Consider the following 23,485-nt stretch of genomic DNA (forward strand, 5'->3'; position numbering starts at 1 on the left):
TTAGTCCTTCTTTCCGTTTTGGTTTTGTTCTTCTTGCTCTTGGTCTTGCTCTTTGTCTTGCTCTACTACTATATCAACTCTGGCAGGTTCCATATCCATGGAAACTGCAGCGGTGACATCCATCAGGTCGTACCGGTCAGCCAGGGAGATTTCGGGGTGCAGGTACACGGTCCAGAAGTTGCTGCTGTCCTGATCCTGCATCAGACCCATGACTTCCACGACGCTGTAGCGCTGCGGGTACACGTAATTGTGTTCTCTCAGTTCTACCAGGTTGCCGTTGCTGTACTGGGTGTTGCCCTGGGCGTCGAAGTGGAGATACATCCACTTGCCATCCTTGCCGTACACGTTTCCGGTGTCCAGCCACCGATCCAGCTGGGAAGCGGGGTCGTTGAGCAGCACGTTGTTCCAGTAGGTGCTGTCCATGGTTTCATCAGGGATGGGCAGGGTGCCGTAGACCTGGGTCTTCATGACGCCGTTGCTGAAGTACACTTTATCCAGTACGTACAGTTTTTCGATGTCCAGTTTGCCCTTGGTGGCGGTAATGCTGCCATTGCGCAGCCACAGCTGTTTGAACCGGGCGCCTACGCTGGTCTGAATATCGTCCATTTGCAGGTATTCCACAGGCTGGTCGTCCCGGGCGCCTTTCACGTCGAAGACGATGTAACCGTCGCTGTCCTGACGTTGGGTGATCTTGTCTACGCCAATGTCGGAACCGGACAGGTCTACTTCCTGGCCTGCGTTGACGTTGCCTACGTCCATGGTCTTTTCGGGATTCCGAACGAACAGGGCCACAGGTTTGCCGTCCACAGTATCCAGGTACAGGTTGCCGTCCTTCACTTCCACGCCCACCTTCTGCAGGGCTTTCAGGCTGTAGAGGTCTACATCGCCGCTGCCGCTGTGGTTGATGGAAATGTTGCCGGCAGGGGCTTGTACATAGCCCTGGTCGCCGTTAGGCTGCCGGTTGTGGTCGGTAATGTCGCCGGTACCGGTGGTGGTCAGGTTCACATCGCCGTTCTGGGAGGTCACATGAATCATTTCGACGGCATCCGGGTTATTTCCTTCAAACAGGATGCTGCCATTGTTGGTGGCCAGGTTCACATTGCTGCCGCCGGTGATATCCTTGCGCAGGGTGATGTTTCCTTGCTGGTCGGCTTTCAGGTCAACGTTCTGACCGGCCTGGGCGGTGCTGTCCAGGGTGATATTGCCGCTCTGGGTGGTTTCCGCACTGAGGTTGCCGCCGCTTTGGATATCTGCTGCGTAGTGGATGTCGCCGTTCTGGGTCTGGGCCGTGAGGTCCTTGTCTGCCTGAACGGTGCTGGTGTAGTTGATGTTGCCGTTGTCGGTGACTGCGTTCACGCTGCCGCCCTTGGCCACAACAGGTCCAGTTACCTGGATGTTGCCCTTCTGTGCATCCACGCCAGTATCGCTGGCCGTGAGCTTCACGTTCCCGTTCTGGGCCGTAACCTTGGTGGTCAGGTCCACGCTGCCTTCCGTGGCGCTGGCGGTGATGCCGGTGCCTGCGGTCAGGTGGTCACCGGTCTGGGTGACATTGCCGCCGGCTGCCTGGAGCAGGGTTTCAGTGCCGCTGTCCACGCTGCCTTTCAGGTCCACATTGCCGCTCTGGGCATCCAGGGTAGCGGCAGTACCGCTTTGGATATCGCCGGTGTAGTTCACATTGCCCTGGGTCTGGGTTTCAAAGGTGGCTGCGCCCTTGGTGTCGGTCTTACCAGTTACGGTAATGTTGCCGACAGCGGTCTGTACCAGAGCGTCTTTGCCGCTCTTGATGGCTTCCGGTCCGTAGGCTTCGGTGCTGGTCAGGTCAATGCTGCCGGTGCCGGTGGAGACTTTTACGTCCCCAGCGCCGGTGGTTTCCAGCTGGCCTTTCACGTCCACATTCCCTTCCTGGGCGCTTGCCACGGTAGTGCCGGTGGCAGAAGTGGCTTTGCCCTGGATGGCAATGTCGCCTACGGTGTTCTGCACGGTGGTGGTATTGCCGCCGGTGAGGAGTGTATCCGCACCTTCCTTGCCTGCCGTGATGGTGCCGTGGTCGGTGGTAATGGACAGGTCCTTGCCGGCCGTAGCGTTGCCGTCAAGCACGATGTTGCCTTGGCTATCATCCGCGCCGCTGTCGCTGGCCTTGATGGTAGCGTTGCCTGCGGTACCGGTGAGGTCGCCGGTGAAGTTCACGTTACCGTTTTCAGCCGCAATGCTGGCTGCATTGGAGCCGGTAACATTTCCGGTTACGGTGACGTTGCCCTTATTGGCATCTACGCCGTCCTTCTCGCTAGCCAAAATGGCTGCATCGCCGCCATTTGCGGTGAGGTCGCCCTTCAGGTCTACGGAGCCTTCAGCTGCGCTGAGCTCTGCGTCAGTACCGGCCAGTACATCACCGGTTACGGCCACATCGCCCTGGGTGGTGGTTTCTACCAGTACGCCGACTGCGCTGTCGATGGCCTTGTCTTTGCCCGCATTATCCAGGGTAATATCCCCGGTCTTGGTGGTTACGCTGACCTTGCCGCCATCATTGGTGACCAGTTCACCGGTTACGCCGATGTTGCCCTGGTTGGTGGTTTTCACCGTCAGGTCGGAACCGGAGGTAATGGTCACAGGAACAGCTGCGGCCTGAGGATCCGTGGTGGCTGCCGTACCCACCGCAATGTCGCCATTGTTGGTGGAGATGGTGGCCGTGGTTCCAGCAACCACATCCCCTGCTACGGTGATATCGCCATCGCCGTCATCATCGTAGGCAGTATCTGCTGCGGCAATGACTACCGCTGCATCACTGTTGACTACAGGGTTGCCAACTTCGCCCTTGGTAAGGGTTACCTGGCCTTCCCCGGTGGTTACCCGTACATCGCCGTTGCCGCCTTTAGCGGTAATCAGCTCACCAGTAGCCGCCACATCGCCGGAAGTAATGGCTTCCAGGGTGGTGCCGGATTGGGAAGTGGCCGTGCCTTTATAGGTCACATTGCCGTTATCGGTGCCCAGGTTGATGGTGGTGCCGGCATTCAGGTCGCCGGTGACAGCCACGTTGCCGTCGCCCTGGGGCTTGTACACGTCGCCTTCTTCGCCGTCCTTCACCAGTTCATAAGCGTGAACTGCTACGGACTGTGCTGCCGTGATGTCGCCGGTAATTTCCACATCGCCGACGTCGTTAGCAGTAGTTCCCAGATCCGTTGCCGTTACCAGGGCGTTGCCGCCGCTGGTGATGACCGGAGCATTGCTGCTGTCCTTATTCAGGGTTGCCTTGCCTTCGGTGGCTTTGACAACTATGTCGCCGGTGCCGGTGGTAACCAGTTGGCCGGTGACAGCCACATCGCCGCCTTTGTCCAAGGTTTCTACCGTGGTGCCGTCCTTGGAGGTGACGGTACCGGTTACGGTCACGTCGCCCTGGGTGGTGGTTGTGATAGCTGCCGTGGTGCCGGCGGTGATGGTTCTGGGCTCTCCAGCCTTGCCTACCGCAATGTCGCCCTTGTTGGTGGTAACCTGCACAGCGCCGTCCTTAGCGGTTACATCACCGTTCAGGTTGATGCTGCCGTCCTTGTCTGCGCCTGCTGCGTAGGTGTCAGCCGTGGCTTTAATGGTCGCATCGCCTGCACTGCTGATGACATTCTTTTCGTCGCCCACCTGGTTCAGGGTCACAAGGCCCTTGGTGGCGGTGACGTTTACATCGCCTTCTGCTGCGGTGGTCTCCAAGAGGCCCGTTACGGTGACATTGCCGCCGTTCTCCAGGGTCTGTACCGTAGTGCCGTTAGGCGAGGTTACGGTACCGTACACGGTCACGTCGCCTTCCTGGGACTGGACAGCTGCGGTATTGCCCGCGGTGATGGTGTTCGGGGCCTTCTCAGCACCTACATTGACAGCGCCTTTCTTGATATCCACAAGTACTTTGCCGGCGGCTATAATGTCGTCGCTTACCGTGATAGCGCCTTCAGTGCTGGCCTGTACCGTAGCGTCTGCGCCGCTGTTAATGACAGGGGTAACCGCTTCATTGCTCTGCAGGGTAATGCTGCCGGTATCCGTGGTGACGCTGACGGAGCCAGGAGTCTTGCTGCCAGTTACGGCAGGATCCGTAATCAGCTGGCCCTTGACGGTGATATCGCCGTTGGTATCGGTATTCACCGCTACCCCGGTGGCACCCGTGAGGATGCTTTGTTGCGTGGCATCGCCCACCGTAATGTTGCCATTCTTGGTGGTAACCAGTACGTCTGCAGCAGAGGAGGTGACGTTCCCTTCTACCAGGATGTCGCCTACCTCGTTCTCACCCGTGCTGCTGTCGGAAGTCTCCAGCTTGGCCTGGCCGTTCTTGGCCAGCAGGTCGCCCTTCAGGGTGACGTTGCCGTCAGCTGCTTCCAGAGCTGCCGTGGTAGCGCCGGTGACGTTGCCAGTGACGCTGACACTGCCGTCTTCGGTCTGTACCAGAGCAGCCTGACTGCTGCTCACTACATCCACGCCGTCCTTGGTCTTGGTCAGGGTGATGTCCCCGTCCTTGGTCAGGACTTTCACATCGCCTTTATTGGTGTTTTCAGTGTCCGCCGTTACCAGCTTGCCGGTGACTTCAATATCGCCGGAGGTCAGGGCCTGGAGGGTGGTGCCGGTTTCGGAAGTGGCCGTACCGGTGAAGGTAATCTTGCCGGTGTCGGACTTCAGGCTTACCGCCTGGTCAGCAGTTACGTCACCATTTACGGTGAGGGTACCCGTGCTGGCCACCGGTTTGCCGTTTTCACCCAGGGTGTAGGAGCGCAGCACAGCGTCGCCGCCGTTGCTCTTGACTACAGGCTTACCAGTAACTCCGCTGGTGAGGCCCACCTTGCCCTGGGTTTCCACCAGAACATCGCCGCTGGTGGCACTTAGAGCGCCGTAGACGTCAATGGCTCCGGTGGTGCTGGAGATGGTGGTATCGGTACCGGTCAGGGTGTAGCCCGTCTTGGTAGTACCATCGCCCACCTTGATGTTGCTGTTATTGCTCTTTACTGCCAGTTCGTCAGCAGCCGTTACGTTGCCCTGGATATCGAGGATATCCTTAGTCGGGTCTGCTGCTGCGCCCTTAATCTGTACCAGTACATCGCCCTTGCTGTCGATGGCCGTGGCAGTGGTATCACCCTCTGCCGCCGTCAGGCTGAGCTTGCCGGTATTGGTCAGGACTCTGACATCTCCGTCTTCTGCCGTGGTGGACAGTTTGCCAGTAACCCCAAGGGTACCGCTGTCCTTGACTTCCACGGTGGTGCCTTCTGCCGACTGTACGTTGCCGGTAACGCTGACATCGCCGGTGTAGGTGCCAATATCGGCGGTCTTGGCTGCAATCACATTGCCGGTGATGGCCACATCGCCTTCGCCTGCGTAAACCGGTGCTTCAACCGTGCCCGTATTGGTGTAGGCGTGAACCACTGCGTCGCTGGTGCTGTTAATGGCATCAGCTTTGCCGTTATCCAGGGTAATGGTGCCGTTGTCTGCCAGTACCTGTACATCGCCGGTATCCACTTTGCCGTCAGCCACATCTGCCGTGGTCAGCTGGCCCTTCACCGTAATATCGCCGTCAGTAATGGTGTGTACCGTGGTGCCATTCTGGGAAGTGGCCGTACCGTACAGCGTAATGTCGCCGTTGGTGTTCTCAATCACCGTGGTGGTGGCTGCCGTAATGGCAACATCCTTGCCGCCTTCGCCTGCTTCATTAGCAGCTGTACCAGCGGTAATGGTACCGTTGGAAGCGGAGATGATCACATTGGCCTTGTCGGAAGTGACATTGCCCTGGATATTTACGTTGCCCAGTTCATCAGCCGGATCAACGTCTGCTTCCGCATCCGTTGCTGCGATCTTGGCCGTGCCGTTCTTGGCTTCCAAATTACCCTTCAGGTCTACAGAACCATTTGCTGCGCTGAGTTCGGCCGAGGTAGCGGCGGTAACATCGTCGGTGACGTCCACATTGCCCTTCAGGCTTTGGACAGCCACGGACCCGCTGCTTTCCACAGGCTGGTCGTAGACAACTCCCTGCTGACCCTCAGCGGCTGCTATAGCCGTGGGATTCAGGGTGATGTTGCCGTCAGCGGTCTTGATGAGCACATTGCCGGTATTAACTACGTCGTCCTTGTCATCGGCATCCTTCGTCATCACTTCGCCGTGGATGGCAATATTACCGGACTTGGTGGCTTCTATCGTGGTATCGTTCTGGGAGGTGCTCAGGCCGTACAGGGTAATGTCGCCATTTTCGGTCTGGAGGGTTGTGGTGCTCTGGGACTGGAGGGTAACGGCTTTCGTGTCAGAGCCAACATGGATGTCGCCCTCTCCGGTCGCTTTAATATTGATGCTTTCGGCATTCACATTGTCATTGATGAACTGGTCATTTCCGGCATTCAGTTCGACCTTGCCGTTAATGGATTTAACTTCACCATTGTTTACCAGGTCATGCCCTGCCGTCATGGTAATATTGCCGTCAGCAGTCACATCTTCTTCATTCGTGATATCGCCATTCGTCTTATTCTCAGCCGTCAGGGTAATGGTGCCCTTGGAACCTATGGCACTCAAGGCCCCTTTATTGGTAATCCCCATGTTGGTGGAGGTCATCGCAATATTGCCAGCCGCAGTCTTAATTTCTTCAGTACTGGAGTTGGTAATCTGGTTGCCTGCAGTAAGGGTAATGCCCGTGCCGGCCTCAATGCCAGCGCTGTTGGTGATGGCACCGGTGTCTGCCTTAGTGGACGTGGCATTCAGGGTTACTGTGCTAGTTTCAGACTTCACCTTGCCCGTATTGGCAATGTTGCCGCCAGTAGAATCCATGGTAACAGCCGTTTTGCCCGTTACCGTGCTACTGTTGGTAATATTTCCGCCAGCATCCAGGTCCACTTTACCAGAGGTAGCCTTCTCATCACCGGCCGTCACAGCACCGGCATTGGTCAGGGTAGTGTCTGCACTTTCTACTACATTGGTATAAGCCTTCACCGTAGAAGCGTTGTTGATGCTGCCATTCAGAAGGCCGTTGGCAGTCTGGTTGACAGAGCCTGCCGTAGATTCCACAGCTCCATGGGTTGCAATGGCCCCATCGCTCAGGGTTTCCATGGTAATGGTACCGCCTGCGGTGGTGGTGCCGTTTACGTCAATGCCTTTCACACCTTGGCTATTGCCAGTGTTCACGCCCAGGTCGATGGTGCCGTTTGCACTCAGGCTGCCGTCGATGTCGATATCGCCGACGCCAGAATAGTCGTGCTTGTCGCTGGTGCCGTTATCCACGTAGGTATGTACCGTGAGGGAGCCGTCACTGTCGACTACCTTATCAGCAGTATTGCCAGTACCATTGTTCAGGCTGATATTGCCCATGGGGGTCAGGACGCTGATATTGCCCTTGCCGTCCTCGGTGGTAACCAGCTTGCCGGTAACGTCGATGTTGCCCTGGCTCGTGGTCTGGACGGTCAGATTGGAACCTGCTTCCAGAGTAACCGCTGCGCCAGTTGCACCCACCGTAATGTCGCCATTATCAGTGGAAATCTCGGCGGTGGTGGCGGCTTTTACGTCGCCTTGAATCGTAACGTTGCCATCAGTATCTGTATCATAAGCATCGTCAGCTGCGGTAATGGTTACAGAACCATCACTGCTGACTACAGGGTTGGCGCTTCCTTTGGTCAAGCTTACCGCACCCTGCTCAGTGGTAACGTTGATATTGCCCTTGCCGCCCTCGGTGGTAACCAGCTTGCCGGTAACGTCGATGTTGCCCTGGCTCGTGGTCTGGACGGTCAGATTGGAACCTGCTTCCAGGGTAACCGCTGCGCCAGTTGCCCCCACCGTAATGTCACCATTATCGGTAGAAATCTCGGCGGTAGTAATGGCTTTTACATCGCCGTTGACATTGATGTTGCCCAGGTTGTCCACACCATCTTTGTCAGATGCCGTAACACTGACGCTGTTGGCGCTGTCGATGACGTAGTCGGCAGCAGGAGTTGTAGTACCTGCTACGCTGCCGTACTTGTTCAGGGTAACCTTGCCTTCGGTGGCGGTGACGGTAACCGTACCATAATCTGCACCGGTGGTCTTCAGGTTACCATTGACGGTAACGTCGCCAGTGGTGTTGGTGGCTACGTTCAGGGCAGTGCCAGCCTTGACGGCACTGTAGTTGGTCTCGCTGGTACCTACTTGAATGTCGCCCCGATCGGTATGGATATCTACAGAAGTAGCACCGATCACATTGCCTACAATATCGATGTCGCCGAGAGTAGCATCATCCGTATCGCCAGCATCAGAAGCCGTAATGCTGACTGCTGCACCGCTGTTGATGACGTCATCACCCGTTGCAGTAGTCTTATTCAGGCTGACTTTGCCTTCCGCAGCGCTAACAGTTACGTCGCCGACCTCAGAGCCGTTGACGGCTGCGGTGGTCAGGCTGCCGTTGACGGTAACGTTGCCTTGTTTGGTGGTCTTCACATCCAGAGTGGTGCCTGCGCTGACGGCGCTGGGTACGCCATCCGGAGTTCCAGTACCCACGGTAATATCGCCGTAGTTGGTGGTGATGGCTACAGAGGTCTTGCCCGTTACGTCGCCTTTAATCGTAACGTTGCCATCAGTATCTTCATCATATACCGTATCGGCTGCGGTAATGGTTACAGAACCATCGCTGCTGACTACAGGGTTGGTGCCGCCTTTGGTCAAGCTTACCGCACCCTGCTCAGTGGTAACGCTGATATTGCCCTTGCCGCCTGTGGTGGTAAGCAGTTCGCCGGTTACGTCGATATTGCCGCTTTCGGTAGCTTCCACCGTCAGGTCGGAACCAGCTTCCAGGGTAACCGCTGCGCCAGTTGCCCCCACCGTAATGTCACCATTATCGGTGGAAACCTTAGCTGTGGTAATGGCTTTTACATCGCCGTTGACGGTGATGTTGCCGTCATCAGTTCCGCCCACATCAGTCTTTGCATCAATGGCCTGCACGGAGACGCTCTTGGCACTGTCGATAACGTAGTCGGCAACAGTAGCTGTAGTACCTGCTACATTGCCGTACTTGTTCAGGGTAACCTTGCCTTCGGTGGCTTTGACGGTAACTGTACCATAATCTGCACCGGTGGTCTTCAGGTTACCATTGACGGTAACGTCACCAGTTCCTGCGGTGGAAATTTCCAGGGCTTTTACAGCCTTGACTGCACCAGGAGTTGCCTCAGCCGTACCAACGGTAATATCGCCGTTGGTGGTAGTAATGGTCACGCCGTCGGTGTCAGAAACTACATTGCCTTTGACCGTGATGTTGCCATCATCGTTAGATTCAGCTGCTTCTGCTTCATCGTAGGCTTGGATCTTGGCCAGACCGTTGTTGGCCGTCAGGTTGCCAGTCAGGTTTACATGACCTTCCTTGCCGTCCAGGGTTGCGGTGGTAGCACCAATCACGTTGCCCGTTACATCGATGTCGCCTGCGCCCGTCTGTACCAGAGCAGCCTTGCTGCTGTTTACTACATCCTTGTCATCGCCTGTGCCGTAGTTCAGGACGATGTCGCCTGCGGCGGTCTTCACGTTAACATCGCCAGTGGTGATACCTTCAACCGTAGCATCATCTGCCGTTACCAGTTTGCCGGTTACATTGATGTCACCGCTCTTGGTGGCTTCTACCGTCAGGCCAGAGCCAGAAGTAATGGTTACAGGAGCTGCTGTGGTCGTGCTCGGAGCCGTAGCTGCTGCCGTACCTACCGTAATGTTACCTTGGTCAGTAGAAATCTCGGCCGTGGTGGCGGCTTTTACGTTGCCGTTGACGGTGATGTCGCCGACGCCATCAACTCCATTCTCACTGCTGTCGGAAGCGGTAACGCTTACGCTGTTGGCACTGTTGATGACTTCGGTTGCAGGATCACTACTATAAGCCTTATTGCCAGCCGTAGTCAGGGTTACATTGCCGTCGGTGGCGCTGACGCTAATCGTACCTGTCTTTGCATCTAGCGTTGCCAGGTTGCCGTTGACAGTGATGTTACCAGCCATCGTAGTGGAAACGTCTAGGGTGGTGCCTGCCTGTACTGCGGTGGCTACTCCGCCATCGCCCGAAGTGCCCAGGGTAATATCGCCTTGGTCCGTGTTGATGGTCACAGAGGTGTTACCGAGCACGTTGCCTTTCACCAGAATGTCGCCAAGGCCAGCTGTTCCACCCTTGGAGTTTTCGGAAGCGTTGATGATGACGCTGTTACCGCTTGTCACCACATCAGTTACCTTGCCGCCGGCTGCGGTTTTGCCGGCTGCGGTCAGGCTGACATTGCCATTGGCTGCGCTGACGGTTACTGTGCCTTTAGTTGCATCCATGGTGCCCAGACTGCCGTTAACGGTTATGTTACCAGCTGTGGTAACGGTAACCTCCAGGGCAGTATTTGCGAATACTGCGCTGTAATTATCAGTGGTGTCAGTGCCCAGCGTGATGTCACCTTTGTCGGTAGTAATCAGCACATCGGCCTTGTCAGAATCAACATCGCCTTTCACCAGGATGTCGCCTGCAAGAGGATCAGTATGCGTACCAGTAGTGTAATCTCCGCTATTGGAAGCTTGCAGCTTGGCCTGTCCGTCTTTGGCAGTCAGGTCGCCAGTCAGGGTGAGTGCGCCATTGGTGGCGGTGACAGCAGCTCCCTTGGCAGCAATAACGTTGCCAGTGATTGCTACATCGCCCAGCACATCATCATCAGCTATGTCGTCGGAAGCGGTGATGCTCACGCTGTTGGCACTGTTGATAACTTCGGTTGCAACAGGAGTGTTTTCAGCCAAGGTCGTGCCGGCCTGGGTCAGGCTTACGCTGCCATTTTCAGCGCTGACGGTAACGGTGCCACTGGTGGAATCCGTAGTTTGCAGGTTGCCGTATACGTCAATGCTGCCGGCGGTGGTAGTGGTGATTTCCAGTGCCTTTGCAGCTTTGACTGCGCTTGCAGTTGTAGTAGCTTCGCCAATTTGAATGTTGCCTTGGGTTGCGTTAATGGTCACGCCGTTGGTTGCAGAGAGAACGTTGCCTTTGACGGTGATATTGCCGACACCAACAGTTCCGTCCTCACTGCTGTCGGAAGCGGTAATCTTCGCCAGACCATTGTTTGCCGTCAGGTCGCCAGTCAGGCTTACGCTGCCGTTGGTGGATTCCAGTGTTGCGGCCGTTGCGGCTGTGATGTCACCAGTAACAGTGATGTTGCCGTCATAATCGGTATCGGTTCCGCTTTCTTTCTCATCAGAAGCCGTAATGCTGACGTCTTTGGCACTGTTGATGACGGTGTCACCCGTTTTATCATTCTTATTCAGGGTTACGCTGCCTTCCTTGGCGCTGACGGTTACGGTGCTGGCATCAGCACCAGTGGTAACCAATTGACCAGTAACAGCAACGTCGCCGTCCGTCAGGGTCTTTACAGCCAGTGTGGTGCCGGCCTGTACTTTGGAAGCATTGGTTCCGCCAATGGTGACGTTGCCAGTGTTTGCTGCAATGTCCACAGCCGTACCAGCCGTTACAGCACCGTCCAGGGTGATGTCGCCTGTGCCGGAGGCAGTCCCATCAAGCTTGTATGCGTGAACGGTCACTGCGCCTGCAGCGTTGAGGCTGCTATTGATGTCGATGTCGCCTTCATCCTTACTGTTGCTCGGATCAACAACATTGATTGCCGTAACAACGATATCTTTGCCGCTGTCGATGACGTTGGTTGCATCGCCAGCCTTGGTCAGGGTAACCTTGCCTTCCGTAGCCGTTACAGTTACGTCGCCTACCGTGGAGTTGTTCGTGCTTACAGTAGTCAGGCTGCCATTGACGGTAACGTTACCTTTTGTATTGGTGGCTACGTTCAGGGAAGTACCGGCCTTAACGGCGCTGATTTGCGCAGTTTCAGTACCTGTACCCACTTGAATGTCGCCCCGGTCGGTATGAATATCTACAGAAGTGGCACCGATCACATTGCCTGCAATAGCGATGTCGCCCAGGTTCTCCACACCATTTTTGTCGGATGCCGTAACAGTGACGCTGTTGGCACTGTTGATGACTTCCGTTGCAGCAGTTTCAGTACCTGCCTTATTGCCGGCCTTGGTCAGGCTGACTTTGCCCTCGGCAGCGCTGACGTTTACGGTACCATTGGTGGAATCCGTAGTTTCCAAATTGCCATTGACGGTTACATCACCAGTTCCTGCGGTGGAGATTTCCAGGGCTTTTACAGCCTTGACTGCACCAGGAGCATCAGTTCCCGTACCAACGGTAATATCGCCGTTGGTGGTAGTAATGTTCACGCCGTCGGTGTCAGAAACTACATTGCCTTTGACTGTGATGTTGCCATCGTTGTCATCCTCAGTTGCTTCCGCCGCATCGTAGCCCTGGATCTTGGCCAAGCCACCCTTAGCCGTCAGGTTGCCGGTCAGGTTTACATGGCCTTCCTTACCGTCCAGGGTGGCGGTGGTGGCACCAATCACGTTGCCCGTCACATCGATGTTGCCTTCACTGTTCTGTACCAGAGCTGCGTTGCTGCTGTTTACTACATCATTACCCGTGTTGGTCAGAATGATATTGCCCTTGGCTGCCAGTACCTGTACATCGCCGACTTTTGCATCGTTATCTTCACCATTCTGGTCCTTGGTTTCCAAAGTACCGTTGACAGTAATATCGCCGCTGGTAATGGTTTTTACCGTGGTACCAGTCTGGGAAGTAGCCGTACCGTACAGCGTAATGTCGCCGTTGGTATCCGCAATATTCGTGGTGGTGGCTGCCGTAATGGCAACAGCACCAGTACTAGGAGTATCCGTACCCAGAGCAATGTCGCCATTGCTGGTGGAAATTTCCACGCCTGCTTTTGCAGAAGTAACGTTGCCTTTGACGGTGATGTCGCCTACCGTGTCAGCGTTCTGCGGATTATCAGCTTCGCTGTCGGAAGCGGCAATCTTGGCCAAGCCGTTGTTGGCGGTCAGGTCGCCAGTCAGGCTTACATGACCTTTCTGGCCGTCCAGGGTTGCGGTGGTGGCACCAATCACGTTGCCCGTCACATCGATGTTGCCTTCACTGGTCTGTACCAGAGCAGCCTTACTGCTGTTTACTACATCATTACCCGTGTTGGTCAGAGTGATATTGCCCTTGGCTGCCAGTACCTGTACATCGCCGACTTTTGCATCGTTATCGTTACCATCCTGGTCCTTAGTTTCCAAAGTACCGTTAACAGTAATATCACCGCTGGTAATGGTTTTTACCGTGGTACCAGTCTGGGAAGTAGCTGTACCGTACAGCGTAATGTCGCCGTTGGTATCCGCAATATTCGTGGTGGTGGCTGCCGTAATGGCAACAGCACCAGTACTAGGAGTATTCGTCCCCAGCGCAATGTCGCCATTGCTGGTGGAAATTTCCACGCCTGCTTTTGCAGAGGTGACGTTGCCTTTGACGGTGATGTCGCCTACCGTGTCAGCGTTCTGCGGATTATCAGCTTCGCTGTCGGAAGCGCTAATCTTGGCCAGACCGTTGTTAGCAGTCAGGTCTCCAGTCAGGCTTACGCTGCCATTGGTGGATTCCAGCGTTGCGGTGGTGGCACCAATGACGTTGCCGTTGACGGTGATATTACCGAGATCACTATCATCATCCGTATTGCTGTCGGAAGCCTTGATGCTGACGCTGTTGGCACTGTTGACGACTTCCGTTGCAGAGCCAGCCTTGGTCAGGGTTACATTGCCTTCGGTAGCGCTGACGCTAACCGTACCTGTCTTTGCATCTGTAGTTGCCAGACTGCCGTTGACGGTGATGTCACCAGCCTTTGTAGTGGAAACGCCCAGGGTAGTGCCGGCCTTAACTGCGGTGGCTGCCTCATTGGTACCCAGGGTAATATCGCCTTGGTCCGTAGAGATGGCCACAGCGGTTGCACCGGTGACATTGCCTTTCACCAGAATGTCGCCTACATTTTCATCAGCCGCACCGCTGTCGGAAGCGCTAATGCTGACGTCTTTGGCACTCTTAATGACTTCGTCTGCAGAACCGCTCTTGGTCAGAGTTACATTGCCTTCAGTTGCCTGTACGGTAACAGTGCTGGCATCAGCACCAGTGGTAACCAATTGACCTGTAACAGCAACGTCGCCGTCAGTCAGTGTCTTTACAGCCAGGCCAGTGCCGGCCTGTACATTAGAAGCAGTGGTTCCGCCAATGGTGACGTTGCCAGTGCTTGCTGCAATGTCCACAGCTGTACCAGCCGTTACATTTCCGTCAATGTTGATGTCGCCTTTACTGGTGGCAACATCATCAGCCTTGTACGCATGAACGGTCACTGCGCCTGCAGCATTGAGGCTGTCGTTGATGTCGATGTCGCCTTCCGTATCACTAGCAGTCGGGTTATCTACATTGATTGCCGTAATGACGATATCTTTGCCGCTGTCGATGACGTAGTCTGCAGAAGTTGCAGTACCTGCTACACTGCCGTACTTGTTCAGGATAACCTTGCCTTCGGTGGATTTGACGGTAACCGTACCATAATCTGCACCGGTGGTCTTCAGGTTACCATTGACAGTTACATCGCCAGTTCCTGCGGTGGAGATTTCCAGTGCCTTTGCAGCTTTGACTGCACCAGGAGTTGCCTCAGCCGTACCAACGGTAATATCGCCGTTGGTGGTGGTAATAGTCACGCCGTCGGTGGCAGACATTACATCACCCACAACCGTGATGTTGCCATCGTTGGTATCATCATTTGCTTCCGCCGCATCGTAGCCCTGGATCTTGGCCAGGCCGCCCTCGGCCGTCAGGTTGCCGGTCAAGTTTACATGACCTTCCTTAACGTCCAGAGTTGCGGTGGTGGCCCCAATCACGTTGCCCGTTACATCGATGTCGCCCGCTCCAGTCTGTACCAGAGCAGCCTTGCTGCTGTTTACTACATCCTTGTCACTGCCTGTGCCGTAGTTCAGGACGATATCGCCTGCGGCGGTCTTCACTTCAACATCGCCAGTGGTGGTACCTTCAACCGTATTATCATCTGCCGTTACCAGTTTGCCGGTTACATTGATGTCACCGCTCTTGGTGGCTTCTACCGTCAGGCCAGAACCGGAGGTAATGGTTACAGGAGCTGCAGCAGCACCTTGCGGAACGGCTGCCGTACCTACCGTAATGTCGCCTTGGTCAGTAGAAATCGTGGCCGTGGTGGCGGCTTTTACGTTGCCGTTGACGGTGATGTCGCCGACGCCCTCAACTCCATCATCACTGCTGTCGGAAGCGGCAATCTTGGCCAGACCATTGTTTGCCGTCAGGTTGCCCGTCAGGCTTACGCTGCCGTTGGTGGATTCCAGCGTTGCGGTGGTGGCACCAATGACGTTGCCGTCGACGGTGATATTGCCAGCATAATCGGTTGAGGTTCCGCTTTCTTCCTCATCAGAAGCCGTAATGCTGACCGCTGCACCGCTGTTTACTACATCGTTTACACCTTCGCCGCCCTTATTCAGGGTAACCTTACCTTCGGCAGCGCTGACGGTTACGTCGCCTACCGTGGAGTTGTTGACGGCTGCGGTGGTCAGACTGCCATAGACAGTTACGTTACCAACCTTGGTAGTGGAAACGCCCAGGGTGGTACCTGCGCTGACTGCGCTGGGTACGCTACTGGTGCCCACATCGATGCTGCCTTGGTCCGTAGAGATGACCACAGAGGTTGCACCAATCACGTTGCCGGTGATGGCGATGTCGCCTTTGTCTTCTTCATCCCCTTCAGTATCACTGTCGGAAGCCGTAATGCTGACACCTGCACCGCTGTTAACGACGTTATCACCTGTTGCAGCATTCTTATTCAGCGTAACTTTGCCTTCCGTAGCTTTGACTGTTACGTCACCAACCGTGGATCCGTTGACAGCTGCGGTCTTCAAGCTGCCGTTGACGGTTACGTTACCAACCTTGGTAGTGGAAACGCCCAGGGTGGTACCTGCGCTGACTGCGCTGGGTACGCTACTGGTGCCCACATCGATGCTGCCTTGGTCCGTAGAGATGACCACAGAGGTTGCACCAATCACGTTGCCGGTGATGGCGATGTCGCCTTTGTCTTCTTCATCCCCTTCAGTATCACTGTCGGAAGCCGTAATGCTGACACCTGCACCGCTGTTAACGACGTTATCACCTGTTGCAGCATTCTTATTCAGCGTAACTTTGCCTTCCGTAGCTTTGACTGTTACGTCGCCTACCGTGGATCCGTTGACAGCTGCGGTCTTCAAGCTACCGTTGACGGTTACGTTACCAGCCGTGGTTGTGGAAACACCCAGAGTAGTACCTGCCTGTACTGCACTGTAGTTGGTACCATCGGTGCCCAGTTTGATGTCGCCTTGGTCCGTAGAGATGACCACGGAGGTATCCCCGATCACATCGCCTGCGATGGTAATGTTGCCCTTGGCAGCATCATCCGTTTCGCTATCCGTTGCGGTAATGCTGACGCTGCTGCCGCTGTTCACTACATCGGTTGCACTGCTAGCCTTGGTCAGGGAGACATTGCCTTCCGTGGCTTTCACGGTGAGAGCGCCTGCACTGGTGCCTGCGGTTTCCAGGATGCCGTTGACGTTCACATTGCCTTGGGCCGTGGTGGTAACATCCAGGGCGGTGGCTGCGCTGACTTCAGCAGGAGTTGTGCTGGAGCCGATGGTAATATCGCCATAATTGGTGGTGATCAGGACTGCATCCTTTTCCGAGGAGACGCCGCCCAAAATGGACACATCCCCTGCGGCAATCTCATCACCAGTCTTGTATTCACTGCTGGCAGCCTGGATGGTAGCTTTGCCGTTAGACATCAAAGCCGTCTGAGAAGCAGATACCTTTACATAGCCGCTGGTGGCATTCAGTTCTGCCGTATTGGCTGCTTGTACCGCTCCAGTACCACCCGTTACGGTAATATCGCCTTCGGTGGTGGTCTTCACGGTGACGGCGCCGGCACTGGACACAGCATTGGTAACGTTCGCATTCCCCAGGGAAATATCGCCCTTGGCCGTTTGTACCAGCACATCGCTATTGCTGTTCTGGGTCGTGGTCTGCAGGGAGCCGTTGACGGTAATATTGGCTGCATCCGTTGTGTTGTTGGTCTGCACCTTGGTGCCCGTTCCGGATACGATATTGCCCGTTACGTTAATAGCACTGTCGGTGGAGGTAATGGTTGCCGTGGTAGCACCGCTGACAACGTTGCCCGTATTTCCATTAGTACCCAGGGTAATGACCCCGGTGGTATTGGTGACGCTGACGGCCCCGCCTGCGGAGTTGACTGCACTGTCTACGGTGATGGCACCGGTGGCCGTGCTCAGAGAAGCATCGCCTGTAACACCATTAGAAGCTTTGGTGCCGGTGCTCTCTACGGCCCCATGGACCGTAATGCCCCCGGCCGTTGTCGTGGACAGGCTAGCGTCTTCCACAGCGGAAATATTGGCCTCATTGCCAGAACCTGCAACACCCACGGTAATGGAGCCGTTGGAGGTGGAAATGGTCACGTCCTTGGCACCCTTTACATCGCTGCCGATAATGATGTCGCCAACCTTATCACCTTCCACACCATCTGCGTCCTTATCGCTGTTGGATACGGTAACGTCGCCGCTGCTGTTGATGCTGTCGGGATAGTCAGTGGTTTTAACGAAGTTAATCTTGCTGTTTTGGGTCTGGACCAGAACATCGCCGACCTTGGCAACGCCGTCTGCCCCATCTTGGTCCGCAGTGGAGACCGTACCGTTGATGGTAATATCACCGCTGGTGTTGGCCTTTACGGTAGTGCCAGTCTGGGATGTGGCAGTACCGGTAAGGGTGATGGCGCCAATGTTGCTTTCGATGTTTGTAGTGGTGCCGCCGGTGATGGTAACAGCACCGGAACTACCAATGGTGATGTTGCCAGCGTTCTCACTGTCAGTGCCGTTGGTCAGGATCTGTACTGCTTGGGCGGCAGTAACATTGCCGTTCAGGGTGATATCGCCCTCGCCGGCCTTGTCTGCACCAGTTCCGGTATAGCCCTGGACGGTTACGTTGCCCTGGGAGCTCTTCAGCACATCCGTATTGCCATCAGCAACTGTCAGGGAAATATCGCCCTGGGTGCGGACAACTGTATCACCGGTAGCGTTTGCACCGGTAAGCAGGGCGCCATTCAGCGTAATGTCGCCGGTGTTGGACGTAATGGAAGCATACGTACTATTGGCAAGATACGTGCCGTACAGGGTAATGGCACCAGCCTCACTATGTTGATCGATCTTAGCGCCGGAGATAACAAAGGAATTCGTGTTCACAGGAGCCCGCAGTACGGCCCTGCTCATTTTCTTCTGCACCGGTACATTTACAGAAATGGTACCAGTGCCGGTGGTGCCCATTTCTAAGTCGCCGCCTACGGTGGCGTTGCCCGACATCACGATATTGTAGTTTTTGCCTGCGGTGACGGTGGCATTGCCAGAGGTCGTATGCAGGGCTAAGCTGGAAGTGCCGTCCACAGTCATGCCGCCAGCCAGGGTGATGTTGCCTTTTTGGGTAGTGACGCTGATGCCGGAAGTGCTTGCAGTTGCGCCGGTGGTTTGCAGGCCGCCGGTGACGCTGATGTCGCCGCTGGTGGACTGAATGGTGGTGCCGGAGGCAGAGGACGCGGTGCCGTACAGGGTGATATCACCCGTTCCCGTGCTGACATTGGTCGTGCTGCCCGTGGAAGAAACGCCGTAGGGAGTAACGGTTCCATTGTTGCTGCCGATGGTGATAGTGCCTTCGCCAGTGGTGGTTACCCCAACAGCCCCTGCGCCCTGCACGTCTCCCTGGACGCTGATGGTGCCGCCTTGGGCAGTGACATTGACAGCGCCTGCGCTGACGATGGAATCTTTACCCTTATCATTAGAATCGGCCGCCAGGGTAATATTGTCGCCGGTGGTGGAGACGTTAACCGCCCCAGCTTTGTCGCTAGCGGTATTGGTGGTGCTGAGTTTGCCCGTTACCGTGATGGTACCATCAGACGAGGTTTGCACGGTGGTGCCAGTTGCGGAATCCACATTGCCGGCAATGGACAGATCGCCCACAGTAGAAGTGATTTGGGCCGCTTTAGCCGCCTTCACATCCCCGGTGATGGTAATGTCGCCCAGAGTTTTGAGAGTGCCGTCAGTGGTATTGTAGGCACCCGTATAGGTAGTGGTAATAAATGCCGTGCCCGTGGTGTCAATAACCGCAGGGGTCTCTCCAGCTTCGTTCTGTTTCCCTTTCAGGGTAATGCTGCCCTTGGGCGTAGAAACTTCTACGTTGCCGAGGTCCGTACCCGTACCGGTGGTGGTCAGTGCGCCGGTGACGTTGACATCCCCTTCGCTCAGCACTTTTACGGTAGTGCCGGACTTGGAGGAGCCGGTGCCGTCCAGGGTAATATTGCCTGTGGTGGTTTCGATGGCTACCGTGGAGCCGGAAGAAGCAACATCATCTACGGTAATATCCCCGTTGGTGGCGCTGATGGAAACAGCATCCACTGCCTGCACCTTACCATTCAGGGTGATATTACCTTTGCTATCTGTTGCGTCTCCATTATAGCTATTCGTAATGGTGGCGCCGCCCACACTGTTGATGACGTAGTCACTGCCTTGTTCCGGGTTCAGGGTGATATTGCCGCCGGTGGTTTCGATGAGAATATCTTTATTTTCACTTTCCGCCGTGGTGGAAACCACACCGTGGATGTCAATATCGCCGCTAGTCTTAATGGTGGTATTGGTATCGGACCCGGCAGTACCGTAGACGGTGACTTTCCCGCCGTTGCTGCTGGAAATGTCCGTGGTGGCGCCTTTTACGGTGTACTTTTGGCTGCTGGTGCCCACGGTGATAGCGCCGGTGGTGGTATTGACCTTCAGGGTGCCCTTTACGTCAGCGTTGCCCTGGATGTTGATGTCACCTGCGCCCGCTGCGTTGACCGTAGCTGCGCCGCCGCTGGTAGAAATAACCTGATCTTTTTCAATGGTGGCAGTGGCAGTTGCCTGGGACAGGTTGATAGCACTGCCGTTGGTTTGAACCAGGACATCATCGCCGGTATTTAGGCCGGTAGAAGCAACTTTCCCTTTTACCGTAATGGTGCCGCCAGCGCCTGTGGTTTCCACGGTGGTGTCGCCAGAGGACGTCGCTACGCCGTTAATTTCGATGGCACCCGTGGTGGTATGAATGTTGGTGCTGCTGCCGCCAGACATGGTGTAGGGGGTGGACTCGCCGCCCACGGTAATTTTGCCGGTGGTGGTAGTTACTTCCAGTGCACCCTTCACGTCAGCGTTGCCTTGGATGTTAATGGCACCGCCTGCTGCATTCACTGTAGCTGCACCTTGGGCCGTGGAGAGAACATTTTGGCCAGCATCGCCAGCCGTGGTCTGGCTCAGGTTAATAGCTGCGCCATTGGTCTGAACCAGAATGGGATTGTCAGTATTGGTTGTGCCATTAGTGGCCAGACTGCCGCTCACGGTAATTACGCCGCCTACAGCAGCAGACTTCAGCGTAACGCCCGTAGCTGCACTTGCATCGCCAGTGTAGCCAAGAGTACCACTGTTGGTTTCCAGGTCGATGGCTTTGCCGGCCTTAATGTCACCAGTGATGCTGAGAGCATAGCCGCCGGAAGCCGTTTCACCCGTAAAGGTCTTGACCGTAACGTTGCCGTTGGTGCTGGAAAGAACAGGATTAGTATCGTCGTTGGTGGCCAGCGTAATAGCATTCAGGGTCTGTACCAGAGTGTTGCCCGTTGCACCATTGGAATTCACGGTGCCGTAAACATTGATGCCCCCGGTGCCGCTGGTAATGCTGGTGTTGCCGCCGGTGATGTCATAGCCAGTTTGGTTGCTGGTGCCAATGGTGATATTGCCGCTGGTAGTAGTTACTGCCAAAGCTCCGCCGACGTGTGCATCGCCTTGGATGCTGGTAGCTGCTGCGCCGGAGCTTACCGTTGCGTCGCCGCTGGCAGTGGTGAGAACATCGTTAACTTCTCCGGTGGAGGCCTTGGTCAGAGTAATGGTATCACTGGAACCGCCTGCGGTCTGAACGGTGATCTTATTCGTCGCTGCATCGCCAGTGGTCTTCAGGTTACCGGTGACAGCAATGGTACCGCCGGTTGCCGTGCTCTGCACCGTGGTGCCCGTTGCGGACGCAACAGTACCGTGGATTTCAATGTCCCCGCTGGTGGTAGTGATAGCGGCCGTGCTGTCGGAACTGGAAAGGTTGTAGGCAGTGTCTCCGCCAACAGTAACCTTGCCTTGCGTCGAAACTACTTTCAAAGCACCTACTGCACTGGCATCCCCCTGGATGCTGATAGCACTGGTGTTGTCGCCCGTTACTTCAACCGTAGCATCGCCTGCACTGTTGATGACCTTGCCATCATTAATGTCAGCATTTTGATTCAGGGTGATGGCGCCGCTTTCCGAAGAAACCTGCAGATCAACGACACCCGTGTCTCCATCAGCTGTCGTAGTCTGCAAACCACCGTTGACGGTAATAATACCACTGGTGGTAGTTACCTTCGTGCTGTTGGTGGATTTGGCCAGGCCGTTGATTTCGACGGCACCCGTGGTGGTATGAATATTGGTAGTACCGCCGGACATGGTGTAGAGATTGGACGCACCGCCTACCGTAAGTTTGCCGGTAGTGGCAACTACTTCCAGTGCACCGCCAACGGTGGCGTTGCCTTGGATGCTGGTGGCTGCCGCGCCGGAGCTAACGGTTGCATCGCCGCTGGTGGTGGTGAGAACGTCGGTGTTCCCACTGGTGGCTTTGTTCAGGGTGATGGTGTCACCGGAACCGCCTGCGGTCTGAACGGTGATCTTATCCGTTGCTTCACCGCCAGTGGTCTTCAGGTTACCGGTTACAGCAATGGTACCAGCTGTGGTCGTGGTAACGCCCAGGGTAGTACCGGCAGAAGCATTGCCAGTGATATTGATATTGCCGTTTGTGGAGCCAATGGCTACAGCGCCGCTGGTAGAGGACACGCTGCCAACTTCGCCCTGTGCTGCGCCAGCCACGGTGATGTTGCCGTTCTTGGTATCATTTGCAGCGCTGGAAGTAGCGGTGATGGTGGCCTTACCAGTACCGGCAGACAAGCCGCCTTTCAGATTTACGTTACCTTGGGTGGCACTCAGAGTAGCTGCACCAGTACCGGAAACGGTGCCGGTTACGGTCACGTTGCCGCTGTTGGAATAGTCGGATGCACTATCCGTAACCCCCGTACCTACAGCGCTAACTACAGCGTTACCGCCGCTGGCAGTCATGCCGCCAACGAGTCTGGCATAGCCTTTGGCCGTGCTCAGTTCTGCAGCCTTGGCTGCACTGATGCCGCCGCCCAATACATCTACATTACCAGAAGTCGTTGCCCTTACATAAGCATTGCCCTTGCTGTCTACAGCAGCTGTTGTCAGGTTTGCATTCCCCAGGGTAATATCGCCTTTGGTAGTTTGCACCGTTACATCGCCGCTGGTATTGCTCTTTACAGAGCCCGTAACTTTGATGTCGGCATCGGTTTCGGAATTGCTGGTTTGTACCGTGGTCCCTGTGCTGGAAGCAACATTGCCGTAAACGGTGATGCCGCTATTGCTAGAGCTAATCTCTGCGGTAGTACCAGCCGTCACATCGGCCGTAGCATCTGTTTTACCAATGGTGATTGCACCGGTAGTATCCGTTACGCTGACGGAACCCTTCGTGGAGCTTACAGCCCCGTCAACTTCAATCGTACCGTGATTCGTGCTGATGGAAGTATTCCCATTATCACCAGTGCTCTTTACAGAGCCCGTAACTTTGATGTTGGCGTCAGAAGCGGAGTTGTTGGTGGAAACCGTGGTTCCCGTGCCGGATTCTACGTTGCCATACACGGTGATACCGCTATTGGTGGAGGTAATCCCTGCGGTGGTTGCGCCTTTAACGGTAATAGCATCGCTGCCGTCTTTGCCCAGGGTGATTGTGCCGGTGGTCGTACCAACTTCAACAGAGCCTTTGGCAGAGCTGACGCCGCCGTCTACAGTAATATTTCCGGTTGTCGCAGTTTTGATAGATACATTGTCAGCATCGGCCGTACTGTTGCTGGCAACACCACCATGAATGGTAATAGCACCGTTGGTGGTCCCGATAGTAACTCCTTTAGTTGCCGTAACATTGGCAGCAGTTTGATCCGTACCAATGGTAATTGCACCACCAGTGGAATTCATAGCGATAGATGTTCCTGCTTCAACCGCACCAACGTTATTGATATTGCCTGCCGAGTCTTGCGTAATCGCCCCAGTTGTTGCTTTGACAGTGGAACTGTTGGTAATGCTGGTCACAGCATCCTGATCAATACCAGTGGCTTGCACAGCGCCCGTATTGAGCAGGGTAGTTTTTGCGTTTTGCGTTAAAGCCCCGCCTGCCGTAACGGTAGTATCGTTTTGGATGCCCGCACCGGTGGAAGTCATGCCGATGGTGGTTCCAGCTTGAACAGTGTTTTTATTCCAGATCTTGCCGACTGCGTCCTGGTCAATGGCGCCTGTTGCCGTAACGGTAGAATCATTGGTCAAGGTAGTTTTGGCGTTTTGGGTAATGTTGGTTCCCGCAGAAACAGCGCCGGTATTTTCGATACTGCCGTTCCCTTTGGTCGCCGTATCCATGGAG

General features: G+C 55.5%; 1 protein-coding gene (only partly in view). It reads right to left on the reverse strand.

All coding sequences use genetic code 11. The annotated features are described in order from the left end of the window. Positions 1–23,485, reverse strand: partial view of a hypothetical protein gene (locus tag DW089_RS06700; RefSeq protein ID WP_118286966.1) — the 3' portion only. It continues 5,429 nt past the right edge of the window; 23,485 of the gene's 28,914 nt are visible here — the last part of the coding sequence; its start codon lies beyond the right edge, outside the window — the gene reads right to left on this strand; the stop codon is at positions 1–3.

Source organism: Acidaminococcus sp. AM05-11, assembly GCF_003472805.1.
Classification (GTDB): domain Bacteria; phylum Bacillota; class Negativicutes; order Acidaminococcales; family Acidaminococcaceae; genus Acidaminococcus; species Acidaminococcus hominis.